Annotated in this window: 18 protein-coding genes; 7 read left to right on the top strand and 11 right to left on the bottom strand. The window is 68.9% G+C overall.

From position 1 onward, the window contains the following. Positions 1-2 precede the first annotated feature (2 nt). Genes AC3EO7_RS16480 through AC3EO7_RS16470 form a run of 3 tightly spaced genes read right to left on the bottom strand, consistent with a single transcriptional unit; the run spans position 3 to position 2,742 of the window. A complete protein-coding gene (locus AC3EO7_RS16480; protein ID WP_431970398.1) occupies positions 3-653 on the bottom strand; it encodes a PIG-L deacetylase family protein in 651 nt (216 codons plus the stop codon). After that, positions 650-1,426, bottom strand: coding sequence for a glycosyltransferase family protein (locus tag AC3EO7_RS16475; protein WP_435591651.1), 777 nt, complete (start codon positions 1,424-1,426; stop codon positions 650-652). Before AC3EO7_RS16475 ends, AC3EO7_RS16480 begins: the two co-directional genes overlap by 4 nt. Beyond that, the gene (locus tag AC3EO7_RS16470; RefSeq protein WP_435591650.1) at positions 1,423-2,742 is read right to left on the bottom strand and encodes a methyltransferase domain-containing protein; all 1,320 of its coding nucleotides are present in this window, start codon (positions 2,740-2,742) and stop codon (positions 1,423-1,425) included. The genes AC3EO7_RS16475 and AC3EO7_RS16470 overlap by 4 nt, the downstream gene beginning before the upstream one ends. Before the next feature lie 497 nt (positions 2,743-3,239). Here AC3EO7_RS16470 and AC3EO7_RS16465 point away from each other — a divergent pair, with 497 nt between their 5' ends. Further along, complete coding sequence (locus AC3EO7_RS16465) at positions 3,240-4,754, top strand: sugar transferase (RefSeq protein ID WP_435591649.1); 1,515 nt, start codon at positions 3,240-3,242, stop codon at positions 4,752-4,754. A 3-nt stretch (positions 4,755-4,757) separates the two neighbouring features. Here AC3EO7_RS16465 and AC3EO7_RS16460 read toward each other — a convergent pair whose 3' ends face one another. Continuing rightward, on the bottom strand, positions 4,758-5,420 hold the full coding sequence (locus AC3EO7_RS16460; protein WP_431970393.1) for a biliverdin-producing heme oxygenase: 663 nt from the start codon (positions 5,418-5,420) through the stop codon (positions 4,758-4,760). A gap of 111 nt (positions 5,421-5,531) precedes the next feature. Next, positions 5,532-6,956 carry a threonine/serine exporter family protein gene (locus tag AC3EO7_RS16455; protein WP_431970435.1) on the bottom strand — a complete coding sequence of 475 codons (1,425 nt, stop codon included), beginning with the start codon at positions 6,954-6,956 and terminating at the stop codon, positions 5,532-5,534. 233 nt (positions 6,957-7,189) lie between these two features. Between AC3EO7_RS16455 and AC3EO7_RS16450 the strand changes: the two genes are divergently transcribed. Continuing rightward, a complete protein-coding gene (locus AC3EO7_RS16450; RefSeq protein WP_431970434.1) occupies positions 7,190-8,050 on the top strand; it encodes an LLM class F420-dependent oxidoreductase in 861 nt (286 codons plus the stop codon). A gap of 48 nt (positions 8,051-8,098) precedes the next feature. Here the strand turns inward: AC3EO7_RS16450 and AC3EO7_RS16445 are convergent, their stop codons facing one another. From AC3EO7_RS16445 to AC3EO7_RS16435, 3 genes are read right to left on the bottom strand one after another with little or no spacing between them, the layout of a single operon-like run. Next, complete coding sequence (locus AC3EO7_RS16445) at positions 8,099-9,778, bottom strand: ABC transporter permease (RefSeq protein WP_435591648.1); 1,680 nt, start codon at positions 9,776-9,778, stop codon at positions 8,099-8,101. Next, positions 9,775-10,707 carry an ABC transporter ATP-binding protein gene (locus tag AC3EO7_RS16440; RefSeq protein WP_435591647.1) on the bottom strand — a complete coding sequence of 311 codons (933 nt, stop codon included), beginning with the start codon at positions 10,705-10,707 and terminating at the stop codon, positions 9,775-9,777. The genes AC3EO7_RS16445 and AC3EO7_RS16440 overlap by 4 nt, the downstream gene beginning before the upstream one ends. Further along, entirely contained in the window at positions 10,707-11,360 is a 654-nt protein-coding gene (locus AC3EO7_RS16435) for a TetR/AcrR family transcriptional regulator (protein ID WP_435591646.1), read from the bottom strand. Before AC3EO7_RS16435 ends, AC3EO7_RS16440 begins: the two co-directional genes overlap by 1 nt. A gap of 86 nt (positions 11,361-11,446) precedes the next feature. Here AC3EO7_RS16435 and AC3EO7_RS16430 point away from each other — a divergent pair, with 86 nt between their 5' ends. Beyond that, positions 11,447-13,381, top strand: a complete 1,935-nt coding sequence (locus AC3EO7_RS16430; RefSeq protein WP_435591645.1) for an acyl-CoA dehydrogenase family protein — start codon at positions 11,447-11,449, stop codon at positions 13,379-13,381. 24 nt (positions 13,382-13,405) lie between these two features. Here AC3EO7_RS16430 and AC3EO7_RS16425 read toward each other — a convergent pair whose 3' ends face one another. The 3 genes from AC3EO7_RS16425 to AC3EO7_RS16415 all read right to left on the bottom strand — a co-directional run bounded on the left by AC3EO7_RS16425 (position 13,406) and on the right by AC3EO7_RS16415 (position 17,558). After that, a complete protein-coding gene (locus AC3EO7_RS16425; protein WP_435591644.1) occupies positions 13,406-14,296 on the bottom strand; it encodes a nuclease-related domain-containing protein in 891 nt (296 codons plus the stop codon). Between the two features lie 110 nt (positions 14,297-14,406). Beyond that, complete coding sequence (locus AC3EO7_RS16420) at positions 14,407-15,798, bottom strand: DUF2252 domain-containing protein (protein ID WP_435591643.1); 1,392 nt, start codon at positions 15,796-15,798, stop codon at positions 14,407-14,409. Positions 15,799-15,863: 65 nt separating this feature from the next. Next, positions 15,864-17,558: a GMC oxidoreductase gene (locus tag AC3EO7_RS16415; RefSeq protein ID WP_435591642.1), complete on the bottom strand. Its 1,695-nt coding sequence runs from the start codon at positions 17,556-17,558 to the stop codon at positions 15,864-15,866. Positions 17,559-17,686: 128 nt separating this feature from the next. Between AC3EO7_RS16415 and AC3EO7_RS16410 the strand changes: the two genes are divergently transcribed. The 4 genes from AC3EO7_RS16410 to ftsR all read left to right on the top strand — a co-directional run bounded on the left by AC3EO7_RS16410 (position 17,687) and on the right by ftsR (position 20,293). Continuing rightward, complete coding sequence (locus tag AC3EO7_RS16410; protein ID WP_431970386.1) at positions 17,687-18,328, top strand: CDP-alcohol phosphatidyltransferase family protein; 642 nt, start codon at positions 17,687-17,689, stop codon at positions 18,326-18,328. 42 nt (positions 18,329-18,370) lie between these two features. Beyond that, positions 18,371-18,769 (top strand): glycine cleavage system protein GcvH, encoded by a 399-nt coding sequence (gene gcvH / locus AC3EO7_RS16405; RefSeq protein ID WP_431970385.1) that lies wholly within the window; start codon positions 18,371-18,373, stop codon positions 18,767-18,769. Between the two features lie 164 nt (positions 18,770-18,933). Beyond that, the gene (odhI, locus tag AC3EO7_RS16400) at positions 18,934-19,419 is read left to right on the top strand and encodes an oxoglutarate dehydrogenase inhibitor Odhl (protein WP_431970384.1); all 486 of its coding nucleotides are present in this window, start codon (positions 18,934-18,936) and stop codon (positions 19,417-19,419) included. Positions 19,420-19,489: 70 nt separating this feature from the next. Further along, positions 19,490-20,293 carry a transcriptional regulator FtsR gene (gene ftsR, locus AC3EO7_RS16395; protein WP_435591641.1) on the top strand — a complete coding sequence of 268 codons (804 nt, stop codon included), beginning with the start codon at positions 19,490-19,492 and terminating at the stop codon, positions 20,291-20,293. The last annotated feature ends 46 nt before the right edge of the window (positions 20,294-20,339 follow it).

Genomic DNA, 20,339 nt, shown 5'->3' with positions numbered 1-20,339 from the left:
GTTCAGTTGCCTCCCAGCTCGACGACGGCCTTGTCCAATACGAATGCCTCCGCGTGCCCGCTGCGGCTCTGTACGCCGCGCAGCCGGGACAGGCCGGTGAACGCGGCCTCGTCGAACCAGTCGCGCCCGGTCTGGGAGGGGTAGTGCTTGTGCAGCAGCCGCGCCTTCTCCTCGGCGAGATCGACGGCGACCGGCTGGAAGACGGTGGGGCGGGGCGTATCGGTCTCCCACTTGAGGATCTCGTAGCCGAGCACCAGGTGGTCGCGGAACTCGGTGGGCGTCAGCTCCGCGAGCAGCCGGTGATCCTGGTGGGCGTCGCCGCGCTGCGGCGCGAACACCAGATCCGGCGCACAGCCAGCGCGAAAGTCCGCCAGCGCGTTCTTGATTCGGTCCCAGTGCGCGGGCGCGCGACCGTCCGGGATGTCGAGGACGGTGAGCGCGAGCGCCGCGCCGGGACAGAAATCGGCGAGCGCGGCGCGCTCCTCGGCCTCGCGTTCGGTGCCGCCGCCGGACAGGACCAGCGCGCGCACCCGCAGGCCGGGACGGCGGCGCGCGAGGGTGAGCAGCGTGGCGCCCATGCCGATCGCGATGTCGTCGCAGTGCGCGCCGAGCACCGCGATTTCGGCGACGGGCGCGACGATCAGAGGGATCACGCGGGTTCCCAGACCATCCACGGCCGCACGCCCGCGCGGTAGCCCGCGTCGAGTTCGGCGCGCTCCTTGAACGTGTCGGCGGGCTTCCAGAACCCGAGGTGCCGGTACCCGAACAGCCTGCCCTGCCCGGCCAGCGCGCCGCAGGCGTCGGCCACCAGGTCGCCGTCGGGTGGCAGCAGGTCGAACACCTCCTGGGTGAGCACGAAGTACCCGCCGTTCTCCCACAGCGGCATCCTCGCGACCGGCATGATGTCCTTGACCTCGCCGGTCGGGGTGAGATCGACGCAGTGGAACGAGGATTGGGGCGGCACGACCATCATGGAGGCCGCCGCGCCGGAGGCGGTGAACCTGGCGATCATCTCGTCCAGCGGCGCGTCGGTCAGCACGTCGGCGTAGTTCGCCAGGAACACCTCGTCCTCGCCGATGTACTGCCGTACGCGTCGCAGCCGCTCGCCGATGGCCGATTCCACGCCGGTGTCCACGAAGGTGATGGACCAGTCGCTGATATCGCTGCGCAGCAACTCCACGCGGCCCTCGCGGATGACGAAGTCGTTGGAGACCGACTCCTCGTAGGTGAGGAAGAAGTTCTTGATGTGCTCGGCGCCGTAGCCGAGGCACAGGATGAACTCCTTGTGGCCGAAGTGCGCGTAGTAGCGCATCACGTGCCAGAGCAGCGGTCGCGGACCGACCAGCTGCATCGGCTTGGGGATCATGTCGTCGGAGCTGTCGCGCATCCGCATCCCGTAGCCGCCGCAGAACAGCACAACTTTCATCGCGCGTGCCTCCCCGTGAAGTGTTCGAAGTCGTTGTCGGTGGACGCCGCGGCGGTGGACGGGTCCGCGTCGTCGTCTGGGGTCGCGCTGGTGAGGTCGGCGCGATGCACGGTCGGCAGCGGGTAGACGAGCTCGCCGCCCCAGTCGGCGACGTGGCGCAATTGCGCGGTCAGCTCGGTCTCCAGATTCCATGGCAGCACCAGCACCACATCCGGCCGGTCGGCATCGATACGTTCGGTCGGGTGGATCGGGATGCGCGTGCCGGGCGTGAAACGGCCGAGCTTGTAGGGATTTCGGTCGACGGTGTACTCGAGCAGATCGGGGCGGATGCCGCAGTAGTTGAGCAGGGTGTTGCCCTTGCCCGGCGCACCGTAGCCGACCACCCTTTTGCCTTCGGCGCGCCGGGCGAGCAGATAGCGCAACAGCTCCTGACGCACATGCGCGGCGCGCGGGGCCAGATCCCGGTAGCCGTCGGGGTCGTGCAGCCCGGCCGCGGCTTCGTCGCGCAGCACCGCGGCGACGCGTTCACCGGGCGCGCCTGCCGCCGCCTCGGGCCGAGCCCACAGTCTGATCGAACCACCATGTGTGGCAAGCAGTTCCACGTCGACGACGGTGAGCCCAGCTGTGGCGAGTGCGCGTTGGGCCGACAACACGGTGTAGTACTGGAAGTGCTCGTGATAGATGGTGTCGAACTGCCCGAGCCGCACCAGGTTCGCCGCGTGGTGTACCTCGATCGTCAGCCAGCCGTCGTCGGCCATCAGCTCGCGCAGCGCACGGGTGAAGCCGCGCAGGTCGGGCACGTGCGCGTAGACGTTGTTGGCGACGACCAGGTTCGCAGGGCCGTGCACCGCGCGCACCTTCGCCGCCGAATCCTCGTCCAGGAACTGGGTTTCGGTCGGCACGCCCAGTGCGCGGGCAGCCGCGCCGACGTTCACCGACGGTTCGATGCCGAGGCAGCGGATGCCCGCGGCGACCACGTGCCTGAGCAGATAGCCGTCGTTGCTCGCGGCCTCCACGACGAAGGATTCGGGTCCGAGGCCGAGCCGTTCGACGGCGTGCGAAACGAATCTTTCAGCGTGCCGCACCCAACTTTCGGAATACGAAGCGAAATAAGCGTATTCGGTGAATGTGTCCTCGGGCGTGATCAAGGCCGGAATCTGCAGGAGCAGACAGTCCTCGCACAACCGCAGATGGAGCGGATAGGCGGGTTCGGGCAGATCTAGTTCGTCCACCGCGAGGAATTTCTCGCACGGCGGTGTCGCGCCGAGGTCGAGCACGCTCGAAAGGCGCGCGGAATCACACAGACGACAACGCATGCAGACCCACCTTCTGCTGAGAGATCGGATCGCCCGGCAGGCGGCCGGCACGCCTCAGGCGGCGAGGCGATCCAGTGAGACGTTACAACCAACTGCCCCCGTATGGCTGATGAAATCGACTGTGAGATAGCGGTTTACGGACACGTCTCTCGGCGTGTCGCGGGCGGGCATCGAGTCCGCTATCGGGGGTTGACGCGATCGGCCCCCCGGTCGCCCGTTTCGATTCGAAAGCAACTCGAGTGCGCTACCTGCCGTAATATTCCGATCGGGCCGGATTTCCGATTCGGGGGCGAAACCGACCGGAAGTTCGTCGGCTATTCTCTGGAATACAGTGTGACCCTTGGCATTCGATATGTGCGCCGTTTCGAGTTCTGTAACAATCTGCTGTTGGCCGTCGAATGACCGAACACCCCGGGACGGCCGATGCGGGACTGCGGGGGACCGATCGACAGGGATCGGGAGCAACGAATTCTCTCCCAGGGGGAGGTGTGTGTTCCATGAGCTACGAGCTCACGGGCAGCGACGATCTCGATATATCCGGACCGTCGCACATCCCGCCGCGTTCCGAGCGGGAACGCTGGCAAGCCGACTACGTGAAGCACTTGGCCGCAACGGATCTGCTAGTGATAGCGGGCGCGGTCGGTCTGGCGCAGGTGATCAGGTTCGGCGGGCCCGCGGCGCCGCCGCTGGCCTGGCGATTGTCCTACGAGATCGGCTATACGGTCGTTTCCGTGGCGCTCGCGGCGACCTGGGCGCTGTTCCTCGCCGCCGGGAACACCCGCTCGCCGCAGGTGGTCGGCTCGGGAACCGAGGAATACCGGCGGCTGGTCTCGGCAACGCTGCGCCTGTTCGGCGCCGTGGCCATCGTCTCGCTGATCGTCCAGATCGATTTCGCGCGTGGCTATTTGGCGATCGCACTGCCGCTCGGGCTGCTCGGACTGATGTCCAGCAGGCTGGGCTGGCGCTGGCACACCCGCGTCAGGCGCCGCGATCGCGCGGAGTGCTTGACCTCGGTGCTCGTGGTCGGCGCCCCGGAGGCTGCGCAGGCGATGGCGAGCGCGTTCTCCCGAGACCCGGATTCGGGCTATCGCGTGGTGGGCGTGTGCATTCCGGACGGGGTCGCCACGACGGGGCGCTACGCGCTGCGGGCATCCGGCCGCAGCTTCTCCGTCGTCGGCGACGATCGCTCGGTGCTGGAGGCGGTGCGCCGCAGCGGTGCGGACACCGTCGCGGTCACCGCGACGGACTACCTGGGTCCGGTCGAATTGCGCAGGATGGCATGGGAACTCGATCCGCTCGGCGTCGAGCTGATCGTCGCGCCCGGCGTGGTCGACATCTCCGGTACCCGGCTGACGAACCGGCTCGTCGCGGGAATGCCGATGCTGCACATCGCCAAACCGCAGTACGACCGGGCCAAGTCGACCGGAAAGGCGGTCTTCGACGCGTGTTTCGCGGCGGGCGTGCTGCTGGCGATCGCGCCGGTGTTGCTGGCCATCGCCCTGGCGGTCAAACTGACCAGCCCCGGGCCGGTGTTCTACCTCTCGGAGCGGATCGGGCGCGGCGGCAAGCCTTTTCGGATGATCAAGTTCCGCAGCATGTACCAGGACGCGGAGCGCACCGTGTCCGCGCTGATCGAGGCCAACGGCGGCAACCCGGTGTTCTTCAAGATGAGGGACGATCCGCGGGTGACGCCGGTCGGGCGGGTGATCAGGAAGTTGAGTCTGGACGAGCTGCCGCAGTTCCTCAACGTGCTGCGCGGTGAGATGAGCGTCGTCGGCCCGCGTCCGCAGGTGCAGCGCGAGGTCGACAGCTATGACGGCGAGATGCGGCGCAGGCTGCTGGTCAAGCCGGGCATCACCGGGCTCTGGCAGGTGAGCGGCCGATCGGATCTCTCGCTGGAAGACTCGGTGCGGCTGGATCTTTCCTACGTGGAGAACTGGTCGATGGTGCTCGACCTCTTGCTCATCGCCAAGACCATCGGCGCGGTCGCTCGCGGCGAGGGCGCCTACTGACCGTCAGGACGGGCGGCGCGCCGGGAACTCCGCGGCGAGTTCGGCGAAGATCGCGGAGTTGTAGTCGAAGGCGCGCTGGCATTCCTCGAGCACCCGCCTGCGCTCGAGCTCGTCCACCGCCAGGTCGTCGAGCAGGGCCCGGTATTCGCGTTTGAAGGCGGCCGGATTGGCGATGCCGTCGAAGACGTAGAAGCGGACCCCGTCGCCGCGGCGCGGCAGGTCCCACAGCTTCTCGGCGGTGCCCCGGATCACCTGACCGCCGGACAGGTCGCCGAGATAGCGGGTGTAATGGTGGGCGACGTACCCGGCGGGCCAGTCGCGCGAGCACTCCTCGATGCGCTCGGCGTAGGCGACGGTGGCGGGCAGCGCCCGCAGCTGGGCGCGCCAGTCCGGGCCGAGCAGGGCGACGAGGTCGCGCTCGAGTTCGGCGGTCCTGGCCAGCTCCGGCTTGATGAAGGGGCCCGCGACGCTGTCGTCGGCCAGTTCGGGCCAGCGCTGCTCCAGTGCGCGGTAGATGAACCACAGCTGGCCGGTGTAGCGGTGGTAGGAGTCGATGCCGAGCGCGCCGCCGAGCATGTCGCTGATGAACGAGGAGTTCTCCGCCTCCGCGTGCTGACGCGCGGTGGCGGACTGGATGCGTGCCGAGAAAGGTACTGCTTCCGACATTCCGAACCACCTCACCGTCGCCTGCGGCAGCCCACTTGTTTGGCTACCCTAACTAACCGCACAGACCATACCGGTTCGCCGGTTTCGCCGCACCCGAGTTGCGGCAGGGTATCAGTGTGCGGGATTCGCGCGCCGCCTGCGCCGGACGATGGGTCGTCGGAGCGAACCGAAACGGCTGAGAATCCGCGGACGGCGCAGCGAGCGGTCGCACCATTCGCCGAGCGTCACACCCGCGGCCAGCGCGCAGCCGATGCCGAATGCGGCGAGCAGCTGATCGAAGCCGAGCAACGGTTCGTCGCTGAGCATGGCGTAGAGCCCGCGATACACGCTGAGACCCGGCAGCAGCGGCGTGATGCCCGCGACCGCGACGACGAGCGGCGGCGTCAGCGCGCGGCGGGCCATCAGACCACCGGCCATGCCGACCAGGGTGGCGGCCACCCCGGAGGAGATCACCGGACCGAATCCGGCGTGCTGGACGAGCAGATAGCTGATCGCGCCCGCCGCGCCGCCGAACGCCGCGGCGGCCAGCGCGCGTTTCTCGGCGTAGCAGGCGAGCGCGAAGGCCAGCGCCGCGATCGCGCCCGCGGCGATCTTGACCGGCAGATCGGTGATGTCGCGACCCGAGGTCATATCGATGGACGGCACGGTGGCGCCGACCACCTGCGCCAGACGCAGCGCCAGCGCGATGCCCGCGACGATGCCGCCGGTCATCATCACCACCTCGAGCAGCCGCGCGGTCGCGGTGATCGGCGCCCCGGTGATGGCGTCCTGCACCGAACCGACCAATTGCAGACCACTGAGCAGCACGGTGATGCCCGCCGCGATGATCAGCGTGGGATCCGCGTGGAAGCCGAGCGGTTCGGCGAGGGTGGACAGCACGATGGCAGGGACCGCGGCGATGAGTCCGCCCATCATGTGCTGGAAGAAGAACGGCAACCCGTAGCGGTTCAGCACCCGGTTCGTCCGGTCGATCGCCGCGGTGGTGGCGAAGCTGAGCGCCGCGACGACGATGCCCGCGCCGAGCAGCGCGGCGATGGCGGCGGCGAGCAGCGACCAGCCGAACGTCGCGGTCCAGCGGTGGTACGGGTGTGGTGCGGAGGTGATGGCGTCGAGGGACGCGCGCGCGTCCTCGGGCGCGACCACCTGGGTGCGGATGCGCCGGGTGAGCCGGTCCACCGCGGCCAGCCGGGTGAAGTCGAGCGCGCGATACTGCACGACGCGCATCGTGCTCGCGGGCGGCAGCAGCGGGCCGCGGTCGGCCCAGATGCGGATCGAGTCGTAGGTGACGTCGACATCGCAGCGGGCCAGGCCGTAGGTGGCCGCGATGAAACGCACCTGGGTGGTGGTGTCCATGACGCCGGTGCCCGACGCGAGCACCACCTCTCCGGCGCGTACGGCGAGATCGAGCACCTCGGCCACCCTCGCGTCGTCGGTGAGGTCGATCGGTTGCAGGGGAGTGGGCGCGGCCACGATGGTGTCGGCGGTGGCCTGCCGGTCGGCCACCAGCAGCCCGACGGCCTCGCTGACGCCGGGCAGATGCGGGGCCCGGCGTGGCCACACCCTGTTGCGCCAGCCGGGGTGATCGGCTCGCGGATTCGTGTTGTCTCCTCCCGGCAGCGCGTCAAGACCCATGCCCGCGACCATAGTTGTCGCGGTGCGGGTCCGGCATCCGCGCCTGTCAGCACGCGTGCGCGGGGCGCAAGACCATGGTGCGGCGCGGTGAAAGGTGGTAGAACTTGTTCTAATTTCTGGCGATGGGAGTGCGTGCGATGCGGTACGGGATCGTGTTGTTCACCAGTGACCGGGGCATTACGCCCGCCGACGCCGCCGCGGCAGCCGAGCGGGCCGGCTTCGATTCGTTCTATGTCCCCGAACACACGCACATTCCGGTGGTGCGCGCGGCGGCGCATCCGCGCACCGGCGACGCCAGCCTGCCCGACGACCGCTACCTGCGCACGCTCGATCCCTGGGTCGCGCTGGGCACGGCCGCGGCGGTGACCGAACGGATCACGCTCTCGACCGCGGTGGCGCTGCCCGCCGAACACCACCCGATCACCTTGGCCAAGGCCATCGCCTCGCTGGACCACCTGTCCGGCGGACGGGTCAGCCTCGGCGTCGGATTCGGTTGGAACACCGACGAACTCGCCCACCACGGGGTGCCCGCCAACAAGCGGCGCACGGTGTTGCGCGAACACCTGGACGCGATGCGCGCGATCTGGAGCGAGGAGGAGGCGAGCTTCTCCGGCGAGTTCGTGAGCTTCGGTCCGAGCTGGTCATGGCCGAAGCCGACGCAGAAGCGCATCCCCGTGCTGCTCGGCGCGGCGGGCGGGGAGAAGTCGTTCGCCTGGCTCGCCAAGAACGCCGACGGGTGGATCACGACACCCACCGAGGAAGGCCTCGGCGAGAAGATCGAACTGCTGCACCGGATCTGGCGCGAACACGGACGTACCGAGACCCCGGAGATCGTCGCGCTGGCGGGGCGGCACGATGCCGCGCAATTGGCGCAGTGGGCCGAACTCGGCGTGACGGAGGCGGTTTTCGGTCTGCCGGACCGCGACGCCGAGGAGGTCCGCGCTTATCTCGAGCGGCTGGCGGGCAAACTGGGGCTCACCGGGATCGACCGGCGCTGAGACGCGTGCACCGCCGCCCGCGAACGAGCGGCGGCGCACGGTGTCGGGTCAGCGCAGGTCACGGCGGCGGTAGGCCGCGATGCCGACGGTGAGCAGGACGGCGGCGGTGCCCAGCAACCACAGGATCGGCGTCGCCTCGAACGTCGCGCCCGGAAGCTTCGGCGGGTGCACGAACGGCACCAGGTCGACCATCCACTGCGGCAGCCCGTTCAGCGAGCCGACGAAGAAGAGCACGACCATGCCGCTCAGCACGCCCCAGGCGACCGGCGTGTAGCGCGGCGCGAGCCCGAAGAGCGCGATCGTGATGCCGGTGACCACCCAGACCGCGGGTACCTGCACGGCCGCGGCGGCCAGCGATTCCGGCAGCTTCTCGCCGAGATCACCGGTGGTGAGACCGTAGACGACACCGATCGCGAGCCCGGCGGTGAGCAGCGCCAGCGCGGGGCCGGCCAGCGCGAAAGCGATGTGGCTCAACGCGTATCGGGTCCGGCCGACCGCGGCCGCCAGCGTGGCCTCGGCCCGCTGGCTGGCCTCCTCGTCGTGCAGGCGCAACGCCGCGGAGATCGAGAACGCGGACGCCGCGGCGGCCAGCATGGCGAGCGCGTACGCGATGAACGACTCCTCCAGGCTCTCCGAACCACCCATGCGGGTGACCAGATCGGTGATGGTGCCGCTGTCGTCGAGCATGTCGCTGACGCTGTTCACCGCGCCGCCGATCAGCAGACCGTAGAGGCCGAAGCCCACCGTCCAGACCAGCAGCGTGCCGCGCTGTAGACGCCAGGCCAGCGCGACGGGGCCGGAGAGTCGCGGCGCCGCGGCGGCGGGGCCCGGCCGTTCGGCGAGCAGACCGGAGCCGGTGTCGCGCGAGGCGAGCAGGGCGTAGGCGGCGCCGGTCGCCAGCACGGCGGCCGTGGCGAGCGGAAGCAGCACCCACCACCGTTCGTCGGCGTAGGGGCGGATCTGCAGGCACCAGCCGATCGGCGAGAACCAGGAGAGTACGCCGTTGCCCGCGTCGCCGACCGCGCGCAGCGCGAAGGCAGCGCCCAGTGTCCCGAACGCGACGCCGCGCGCGACCCGCGCACCGGCGCTCACCTGGGCGGCGACCGCGGCGATCGCGGCCCACACGATGCCCGACGCGGCGAGCGCCGCGCCGAAGGCCAGCGAACCCGCCGCGGGCAGGTCGGCGGCGTAGAGCGAAGCGGCGCAGGAGATTCCGGCGATCAGCGCGCCGCCGAAGGTCAGCGTGAGCGCCGCCGTGAGCCCCGCGAAGCGGCCGATGCTGGTGGCGCCGACCAGTTCCGCGCGACCGGTCTCCTCCTCGACCCTGGTGTGCCTGATGACGGTCAGGATGGTCGCGATCGCGATCATCGTGTACATCGCGCCGGCCTTCCAGGTGCCGATCGAGCCCAGCTCGGTGCTGAACACCGGCCCGTACATGGCGACAAGGGCCGGGCTGTCGGCGGTGGTCCGGGCGAAATCGTCCAGCTGAGTCTGGGTGGTGTACAGGTCCTTGATGCTGACCACCTGGAAGGCGGGCATCAACCCGATCAGCAGCGACCAGAGCGGCAGCACGATCCGGTCGCGACGCAGATACAGCCGCAGCAACTGCCAGGTGCCCGCGAAATCGGCGGATTCGCCGAAAAGCGGTGCGGCAGAGGCGCGGTGGACGGCGGTGGGCCCACCCGTCACCCGGCCGCCACCCCTCAACGAATCGCTCCGCGCTGTCATGCTCGCACCTTCTCCCCGTGGGTCGTCGCGGTGTCGCCCGCCTGGCCGTCGACGTGGTAGTGCCGCATGAACAGTTCCTCGAGCGTGGGCGGCGCGCTGGTGAGGCTCCGCACACCCGCGTCGCCGAGTACCCGGATGAGCTCGCCGAGGTGCTCGCTGTCGACCTGGCAGCGCAGCGTCGACCCGTCGCGCTCGATGTCCTCGACGCCGCCGATCCGGCTGAGATCGCCTGGGTCGCCGAGCAATTCGGCAGTGATAGCGGTGCGCGAGAGATGGCGCATCTCGGACAGCGAGCCGGTCTCCACGGTCCGCCCTGCCCGGATGATGGTCACCCGATCGCAGAGCACCTCCACCTCGGACAGGATGTGGCTGGACAGCAGCACCGTCGTGCCACGCTGCTGCGCTTCGTGCACGCACTCGCGAAAGACCTGTTCCATCAACGGATCCAGGCCGGAGGTCGGCTCGTCGAGCAGCAGCAGCCGCACGTCGGAGGCGAGCGCGGAGATCAGCGCGACCTTCTGCCGGTTGCCCTTGGAGTATGTGCGCGCCTTCTTGCGCGGGTCGAGATCGAAGCGCTCGATCAGCTCGGCGCGGCGTTCGGTGTTGATGCCGCCGCGCATTCTGGCGAGCAGGTCGATGGTCTCGCCACCGGACAGCGACGGCCACAGCGTGACATCGCCCGGCACGTAGGCCAATTCGCGGTGCAGGCCGACCGCGTCGGTCCACGGGTCGCGGCCGAACAGCCTGGCGTGACCCGAGGTGGCGCGCAGGATGCCGAGCAGGACCCGGATGGTGGTCGACTTGCCCGCGCCGTTGGGGCCTAGAAAGCCGTGGATTTCGCCCTCACTGACCGTGAGGTTCAGCCCATCGAGGGCTTTGACGTGGCCGAAGGTCTTACGCAGATCCTCGGCTTCGATGACCTCGGACATCAGTGCTCCTTCATGACAGTGTCCATCAGGGTGGTGTCGATGAGCAGGCCCTGGGTGTAGAACTCGAGGGCCGGTGGGGTGAGTTCTTCGGTGATCGCGCGGATCGCCTTGCGGAAATCGATCTTTTCGTCGTCGCGGCGATGCAGTTGCACCCACAGCAGGATGGCGCCGACATTGAGCATCATCAGATATCGGGCGCGGGCCTTGTGGTCGCGGCTCGGCTTCACGGTCCCCGCGTCGACGGCCTGCTGCATGTAGACCTCGGCGTCGGCGACCATGTGCTCGAACAGCGACTCGGCCATCGGTCCGCCTGCTTGCAGGCTGCGCACCATGTAGGCGACGAGCGGGCCGTAGATCTCGATCTCGGCCAGGGCGGCGAGCATGCCCGACGCGGCGTTGGGTGCCGTGATCGCCTTGACCTTCTCGTCCCGGATCAGCTCCAGCACCCGGTCGTCGCACACGGCGCGCAGACCGTCTTTGGAACCGAAGTGGTGGTTGACGAGTCCGGGGGAGACGCCTGCCGCAGCCGCGATGGCACGAACCCCGACCTGGAATCCGTGCTCGCCGAAGACTTCGATCGCGGCGTCTCTGATACGGGCCGCCGTGGTCAGATCCGCGGAGGATCCTTGCGATACGGGCTGTTGCTTGAACACATGTTCAGTATATTAAACGCGTGTTCAATCGGGGGCAAGAGTTTTGCCTCGATTCCGCGTGGTACGTGGCGACTATGGTCGAAGTCATGGCTACCGGCAGCAGCTCTACGACGGCAGAACACCTTCGTGCGGCACTCGATGGACCATGGGGGTCGGTCCGCGAGGAGGCCCGAACCCAATTGACCGGGCAGGAATTCACCGGCGACCCCTACCTCGACTACAAGGCGGCCAGGGCCCGCGTGCTGGACCAGATGCGGGTGATCGCGACCCTCGGCTACGCCGAGCGCGGATTCCGCAGGGAGAACGGCGGAACCGGCGAACCGGGCGCGGCCGTCACCGGATTGGAGATGCTCGCCTACGCCGACCTGTCGCTGTGGGTCAAGGCGGGCGTGCAGTGGGGCCTGTTCGGCGGGGCGGTGGAGAACCTCGGCACCGAACGGCACCGTGAGTACATCCGCAGGCTGATCTCGCTGGACCTGCTCGGCTGCTTCGCGATGACCGAATCCGGGCACGGCAGCGACGTCGCCAACCTCGAGACCACCGCCACCTACGATCCCGGCACCCAGGAATTCGTGGTGCACAGCCCGACGCCGTCGGCGCGCAAGGACTACATCGGCGGCGCCGCCGAGCACGCCAGGATGGCCGCGGTCTTCGCCCAGCTCATCACCAACGGTGAGAACCAGGGCGTGCACTGCCTGCTGGTGCCGATCCGCGACGACCAGGGCGCCGACCTGCCCGGCGTCACCACCTCCGACGACGGGCTCAAGGGCGGCCTGCTCGGCGTCGACAACGGCCGCATCACCTTCGATCACGTCCGCGTCCCGCGCGAGAACCTGCTCAACCGCTACGCCGACGTGGCGCCCGACGGGACCTACAGCTCGGAGATCGACAACCCGAGCAGGCGCTTCTTCACCACCCTCGGCACGCTGGTGCGCGGGCGGGTCAGCGTGGGCGGCGCGGCGGCCGCGGGCGCGCGCGTGGCGCTGAGCATCGCGCTGCGTTACGCGCTGAAGCGCAGGCAGTTCGCCGATCCGGACAGCGGTGAGGAGACGGTGCTGCTCGACTACCGCAGCCACCAGCGCAGGCTGCTGCCGCTGCTGGCGAAGTCCTACGCCTACGCCTTCGCGCAGAACGACCTGGTTCGCCGCATGCACCTGGTGCAGACCGGCCAGGATCTGGAGCCGAACGCGCAGCGCGCGCTGGAGAAGCGCGCGGCGGGCCTGAAGGTCGCCCAGACCAGGCACGCCACCCGCGCCATCCAGGAATGTCGCGAAGCGTGCGGCGGCGCAGGGTATCTCACCGAGAACCGGCTCGTGACGCTCAAGGGCGACACCGACGTGTTCACCACGTTCGAGGGCGACAACATCGTTCTGACCCAACTGGTCGCCAAGGAACTGCTGACCGCCTACGCCGACGAGATCCGCGATCTGGACGCGCTCGGCTGGGTGCGTTTCGCCGCCACCATGGCCGGTGACGTGGTGCGCAAGCGCTCCGGTGTGCGTCAGCTCATCCAGACGCTGCGCGACCGCGGCGACGACGGAGTCGACGAGGGCGACCTGTCCCGGCGCTCGGTGCAGCTGCAACTGTTCGCCGACCGCGAGGACTACCTGGTCCGCACCGCGGCGCACCGGCTGCGCGCGCGGGCCGAGGAGACCGGTCCCTTCGAGGCGTTCAACAACGCCCAGGACCACATCCTGGCCGCGGGCGCCGCGCACATCGACCGGCTGGTGCTGGAAGCCTTCATCGAAGGCATCGGCGACATCGAGGACCCGGACGCCAAGGCGCTCGCCGACGACGTATGCGACCTGTTCGTCTACACCATGCTCGAGGAGAACTCGGCCTGGTTCATCATGCACCGGTTCATGTCGGTCGAGCGCGCGAAGGCGGTGCGCCGCGGGGTGAACGAGCTGGTGGACCGGCTGCGCCCGCACGCGCTGACGCTGGTGGAGGCGATGGGCGTGCCGGAGACGATGTTGCGCGCCGCCATGCTCGACGACGCGAGCGTCTACGAGCGGAGCTGATCAGGGGCGGTGCGCGCCGAGCGATCAGCCCGGCCCGTAGGTGAGGATCGCGGTGACGACGAACCACAGCACCCAGGCGATGGCCACCACCATGCCGACCGTGAGCACCGCCCGCATGAGCGCGCGGCCCATGTCGATGTCGCCGCGCTCGGTCGGGTACAGCTTCCACGGGCTGTACCACGGAGCCTTGACGATCGGCCCTCGCGCGTCGCGCTCCAGCTGGGCCAGCTCTTCGGCGTACGCCTCGGCCTGGGCCTGCTGCGGGCCGCCGTGCCACAGCGTGATGTCGACGGGGCCGATGAAGCCCTCGTTGATCAGCTCCTGCGGTGCGGGTAGATAGGGGAGGATGCCGAGACCGCGGAAGGCGACCGCGACGTCGTTGGCGGTCCACAGGTGCTTCTCGCTCTCGGCGAGCGTGTCGAAGTAGTGCCGCAGCCTGCTGGGGTCGTTGCCGAGGATGACGTCGAAACTCGGGTCGCTCCACGCCTGTTGGATCTGCAGCTCGGCTCCGCGCAGCGGGACCACCAGCGCCACGCCGTGCACCGCGCGCTGCCCGAGGCCGCGGGCGGACAGCCAGTCCTGCAGCGCGAAGGTGTGATCGCGGGACTTCTCCAGCGGCGTGCGCTTGTCCCTGCTCTCCATCGCGGCGGGTTCACCGTTGATCGCCCACGGCCCGTTCAGCGGGATCTCCAGCACGCCGTCCTGGCGGGCGACGAGCGCCTCGGCCTCGATCACCACGCAGCTGGTCGGCGTCCAGACGACCGCGTCGAACTGGTGCAGCTTGTCCTTGTGGAACAGGCTGCAATTGATGGTGGCCACGCCGTGCGGGCTCACCGGGTCCTTCCACGTGCGCAGCCAATCGATCAGTGCCCGTTCGGCATTCGTGCCAGCCGGGTTCTGTACTCGTACGAGCATTCGCGACCGCCCTTCACGTCGTCACGCGACAGTGGACAGGATACGAGCAATGGCGCGCGGCGCGCCGCGCCAACACCGACACGCGGCGTGTTGGAAGCCGGCGGCACCGGTCATTCGGGAACCTCGGCGGCGAGTTTCCCAGCCTGGACCGCACGTTCGAGCTCGGCGTGGTCGGCCTCGGTGCGATCGGCGTAGCGCACCGCGAAATTCGCGACGGCCTCGTCGAAGCTCTCGTCACCGTCCAGATACCCGGAGAGCAGACGGGGATCGAGCGATCGCGAATGCGCGCGGGCCAGCAGCGCGCCCGCCAGCCTGCCGTAGTCGTCGAGATCGTCCGCGGGCAGCGCGGCCGGGTCGATGCTGCCCTTGAAGTTGCGGAACTGCCGGACGATGAAAGGCACCTCGCGCCCGCCGAGTGCGAGCGTCGTCCAGCCGAGCAGCATGTCGGAGTCGGACTGAACCAGCCTGGCGCCCTGCACGATTCGCTCGCCCTCGTGGCGCACCGGGGGTGCGGGCAGGTACGGCGCGAGCGCGGAGGGAATGGACTGCTTGAGCTGCAGCACCAGCACCTCGCCGTCGTTGCCGTGCAGCAGCGCGACATAGCTGTGCAGCCCGACGCTTCCGGTGCCGACGATACGAAAAGCGACGTCCGACACCGCGAATCGGGCCAGCAGGTTGCGTCGCGACTCGCCGAGGGTATCGCCGTAGCGTTGCAATCCGTCGATGACGGCCTGCTCCACGGCGTCCTCGACCGGGGTGAGAACCGGTGGGTCGCTGACGAATCGGTGCTTGCTGACATCGGTCACGTGGTCGTCGAGATGCCTGGTCCACTTGGCGGCGACCTTGGCGCTGTTGTTCTTGCGCGCCTTCTTGGCCGCCTTCTTGAAGTCGTCGAGCAGGTCGTCGGCCTTGGCCCTGCTGATCACGGATTCGTCGGGCAGGGCGGTCCACGACTCCATGAAAGGCTGCTCCGCGAGCGTGTCGACGGCGATCCGGTAGCTGCGGGCGGCGTCGCGCGCGGCCCTGCGGCAGTCGTCCTCGTCGGCGCCCGACTCGCGCCCGGCCAGCACCAGGCTGGCGGCGAGGCGCTCCAGATCCCACTCCCACGGCCCGGCGATGGTCTCGTCGAAATCATTGATGTCCATGATGATTTCGCCGCGCGAGGTGCCGTAGAGGCCGAAGTTCGCGGCGTGCGCGTCACCGCACAGCTGCGCGTCGAGACCGCTGACCGGTCCATCGGCCAGATCGGCGGCCATCAGTCCGGCCGCGCCGCGGTAGAACGTGAACGGACCGGACATCATGCGTCCCACCCGCAGCGGCACCAGGTGCGGGAGCCGGTCCGCGTGTGCGGCGCGCAGGAATTCGAGCACCTCCGGCCGCCGCGTGCCGGTGACCTCGCGGTCGCGCGCGGTCACCGGGACACGCTCGCGCAGGGCGCGCCCACGCTCGCGCATCTCCTCGGCGGGGACGTAGGAACGCAGATCAACACCACTGTCCGACACGAGGGATCACGCTAGCCTGCCGCCGTCGATTCCCGCGCATCGTGCGGACGCCGAGACCGCGCGGCTCAGGTCGCAGGCACGGGGGGATCGACCGGCGCGATCGGCAGGCGCAGCGCGCCCGGCGCCGCGGCGGGGACGGTGGGCCCGACGGGCGCCACCGGATCGATGCGCCGGTAGTGCTCGCCGAGCGCGGGGCGTGGATCGTCCTGGCCCTTGTTCGGCCAGAAGGCCATGGCTCGCTCGGCCTGGGCGGTGATGGTCAGCGAGGGATTCACGCCGAGATTCGCGGTGACCGCCGACCCGTCCGCGACGTGCAGGCCGGGATGCCCGAACACCCGCTGATACGGGTCGACCACGCCGGTCTCGGCGCTCTCGCCGATCACGCAGCCGCCGATGTAGTGCGCGGTGGCCGGGATGTCGAAGACGTCCATGATCAGGCCGTGGGTGTCACCGTCGACCTTCTCCGCGAAGCGGCGGCCGACGTCGTGCGCGAGCGGGATCCAGGTCGGGTTCGGCTCGCCCGTGCCCTGCCTCGTCTTCAGCTGCCCGCGCTTGCGGAACGAGGTGAGCGAGTTGTCCAGCGACTGCATCACCAGCAGGATCACCGACTTCTCCGACGCGTGCCTGGCGTTCAGGCTGCGCAGGAACACCGCAGGGTGTAACAGGATCGCCAGCAGGAACCGCAGGAACCGGAACGCGCCGCCGTCCACGATCGGCACCGACATAGGGAACAGCGCGTTCTGTCCCTTGCCGTAATGGCAGACCTCGATGTGCGTGTCGGCCTCCGGATGGATGGAGGAGGTGATCGCGATGCCCTCGGCGAAATCGCGCCGCGTCCGGCTCACCACATTGAGGATTGCCTCGGAGTTGCTGCGGGTCAGCTCGCCGAGCCTGGGCGAGAGCGCGGGCAGCACCCGCTCGTCGTGCATCCGGTGCAGCAGCTTCTGGGTTCCCAGCGCGGCGCCCGCGAATACCACCTGCTCGGCGGTGAACGTCCTGCGCTGTTTGCGGATCCAGCGGTCCGAGCGCTCGGTCTCCACTGCGTAGCCACCGCTGGACAGCGGGCGCACCACGGTGGCCGTGGTCAGCGGATGCACCTCGGCGCCCGCCTGTTCGGCCAGGTAGAGATAGTTGGTGGGGGTGGTGTTCTTGGCGTTGTGCGGGCAGCCGGTGAAGCACCGTGCGCAGTGCACGCAGCCGCGGCGGCGCGGGCCGGCGCCGCCGAAGTACGGGTCGTCGACCTCGGTGCCGGGATCGGACTCGTTGAAGAAGACTCCGACGTTCGTCGCGTGGAAGGTATCGCCGACCCCGAGGTCGTCGGCGATCTCCCTGATCACGGTGTCGGCGGGCGTCATGCGCGGGTTGGGCGCGACGCCGAGCATCCGTTTGGCCTGGTCGTAGTAGGGCGCCAGCTCGGCCTTCCAGTCGGTGATGTGCGCCCACTGCTTGTCGGTGTAGAAGCTCGGCAGCGGCTCGTAGAGGGTGTTGCCGTAGATGAGTGAGCCGCCGCCCACTCCGGCGCCGGAGAACACCGCGCATTTGCCCAGAATGCTGATCCGCTGCGGACCGGTCAGGCCGAGGCGCGGTGCCCAAAGGGATTTGCGCACGTTCCAATTCGTGCTGGGCAGGTCGTCGGCCGTCCAGCGCCGCCCGGCCTCGAGCACGCCCACCCGGTAGCCCTTCTCGGTCAGCCGCAGGGCGCTCACGCTGCCGCCGAACCCGGAACCGATCACTACCACGTCGTAGTCGAATGCGGGCATGACATCCTCTCCTCATCTATCGATGATGAGATGGTTTCATATTCATTCTTTCAGGGTGGGCGATGTGGCGTAAACCCACGGCGAGCCCGGATGGCGACGCCAGGGGCTCGTGCGGTAAGCACAGGCGTGTGACAACGGAATCGGGGACCACCGAACCCGGCGAGCGCGCCGACACCGGCGGTGGCGTGTTCGACGACCGCATCCTCACCGTCCCGAACGTGCTGAGCGTGCTGCGGCTGATCGGCGTGCCGGTGTTCCTGTGGCTGCTGCTCGTCGAGGAGGCCGATGGCTGGGCCTTCGCGCTGCTTGTCGCCAGCGGCGTGACCGATTTCCTGGACGGCAAGCTGGCCAGGCTGCTGGATCAGGGGTCCCGTCTGGGCGCGCTGCTCGACCCGTTCGTGGACCGGCTCTTCCTGGTGACCACCTTGCTGGCCTTCGTGATCCGCGGCCTGCTGCCGTGGTGGGTCGCGCTGCTGCTCGTCGGCCGCGATCTGATGCTGACCTTCACGCTCTCGGTCTACAAACGGCGGGATCTGGACCCGCCCGAGGTCATCTATCTGGGCAAGGCCGCCACCTTCGCGCTCATGTCCGCGCTGCCATGGTTGCTTGCCGGACAGATGGATTGGGCACTCGCCGGTTTCGGCCGGGCCTTCGGCGGGGCCTTCCTGGTCTGGGGCACGGCGGTGTATCTCTGGACCGGCGTGCTCTACGCGGGCAAGGCCATTGCGGTGGCGCGAGCGATACCGGCTGTGGGGCACCGTCGCCCATAACCGATAAGGTTGCGTGCAACGTTCACTACGAAAGGACGCCCAGTGCCCCTAACCCCCGAGGATCTGCGGTACACCGAAGAGCACGAGTGGGTGCGCCGGGTCGCCCCGAATCGGGTGCGGGTCGGCATCACCGATTACGCGCAGTCGCAGCTCGGTGATGTCGTGTTCGTGCAGCTGCCGGACGCGGACCGGGCGGCGAGCGCGGGCGAGGGCATCGCGGAGGTCGAGTCCACCAAGAGCGTCTCGGACATCTACGCCCCGCTGGCCGCGAAAGTCGTTGCGGTGAACGAAGAACTGACCTCCGCGCCGGAGACGCTGAACACCGACCCGTATGGTGCGGGCTGGCTGTTCGAGCTCGAGGTGGAGGACGCCGCCGGGCTCGATGTCACGCTGGGTGAACTGCTGGATGCGGCAGGTTATCAAGGAGTTATCGGGGGCTGACGCGGCCTTCCTAGTTCTCCCTGCACGGGCACGCCCCGGCAGGGTACGGTCAAAGCCAACAGATGTACCGGCATCCGCTGCCGGTGTTCTAGCGACACGACCGGTCGTGTCGGCGAAGCATCACCTGCTTGCATGGATAATCAGGTTCGAGGAGGAGAGAAACGGTGAGCGAGAACAAAGACCCGGGTTACCAGGAGACCGCGGCCGAGACGACGTCGGTCTTCCGCGCGGATTTCCTGAGCGAGGTCGACGCGTCGCGCTCCGGTGAGCAGACCGGTGAGCAGCCGGTCCAAGGGGTCGAGGGCCTGCCGGTCGGCGCAGCCCTCTTGGTCGTCAAGCGCGGGCCGAACGCGGGATCGCGGTTCCTCCTGGATCAGCCGACCACTTCGGCGGGGCGTCACCCCGACAGTGACATCTTTCTCGACGACGTCACGGTCAGCCGTCGGCACGCCGAGTTCCGGCAGGACGACGACACGTTCCAGGTGGTGGACGTGGGCAGCCTGAACGGCACCTACGTGAACCGGGAGCCGGTGGACTCCTCGGAGCTGCAGAACGGCGACGAGGTCCAGATCGGCAAGTTCCGGCTCGTGTTCCTGACCGGACCGCGCGCCGCCGTGAACGAGCCGTCAGCGGGTGCGGGCAGTCTATGAGCACGACGGCGCCGATGTGTGTGAAAGGCACGGCGCTGTGACGGGCGCGGCGCAGTGGGCGCGCGGAGGGATGTCGATCGGCTCCGTTCTCGACCTACTGCGACCCGACTTCCCGGACATCACCATCTCGAAGATCAGGTTCCTCGAGTCCGAGGGCCTGATCCGGCCGGAGCGCACGCCCTCCGGCTACCGCAGGTTCTCGGTCGCGGACTGCGAACGGCTCAGGTTCGTGCTGACCGCGCAGCGCGATCAGTACCTGCCGCTGAAGGTGATCAAGGAGCAACTGGAAGCGATCGACAGCGGAGCGGCCACGCTCGGCGTGCGGGAAGCCCGCGCGCGGGCGCACTCCGGCCGTCCCGGCGGTGCGGAATCGGGCCCGATCACGGGCGCCGATTCCGGCTCCGCCGCCGCGCAGGTCGGCCGTGTCCCGCGGACGGCCGCGCCGCGCAGGCTGGGCGTGGTGCCCGGCGAGGTCTCGCCGGACGAGTTGCGCTTCGATCACGAAATCCGGCTCACCCGAGCGGATCTGCTGGAGCAGGCCGAGATCGATGAGCGGTTCCTCAACGATCTGATCCGGGCCAACCTGATCACCCCTGGCGCCGCCGGATTCTTCGACGGCGAGGCGGTCACGTTGGCCAGAACCGCCTGCGCCATGGCTGAATTCGGCCTGGAGGCACGGCATCTGCGCGCCTTCAAACTGGCCGCGGACCGGGAGGCCGCGCTGTTGGCGCAGATCGCCGCGCCGATCGCCAAGAGCCGCGACGCGGGCGCGCGGGCAAGGGCCGAGGAAACTGTGCGCGAACTCGCGGCACTCTCGCTGACGCTGCACACCTGCCTGGTGAAAGCCTCGGTACGCAACTCTCTCGGAAGCTGACTTCCGCTCCTGTGTTCCACCCCGGCAACACGCCGATTTCGGCTGT

The sequence above is a fragment of the Nocardia sp. bgisy118 genome (assembly GCF_057708605.1).
The sequence above is the reverse complement of the archived record's forward strand: the minus strand, read 5'-3'. Positions and strand labels throughout refer to the sequence as shown.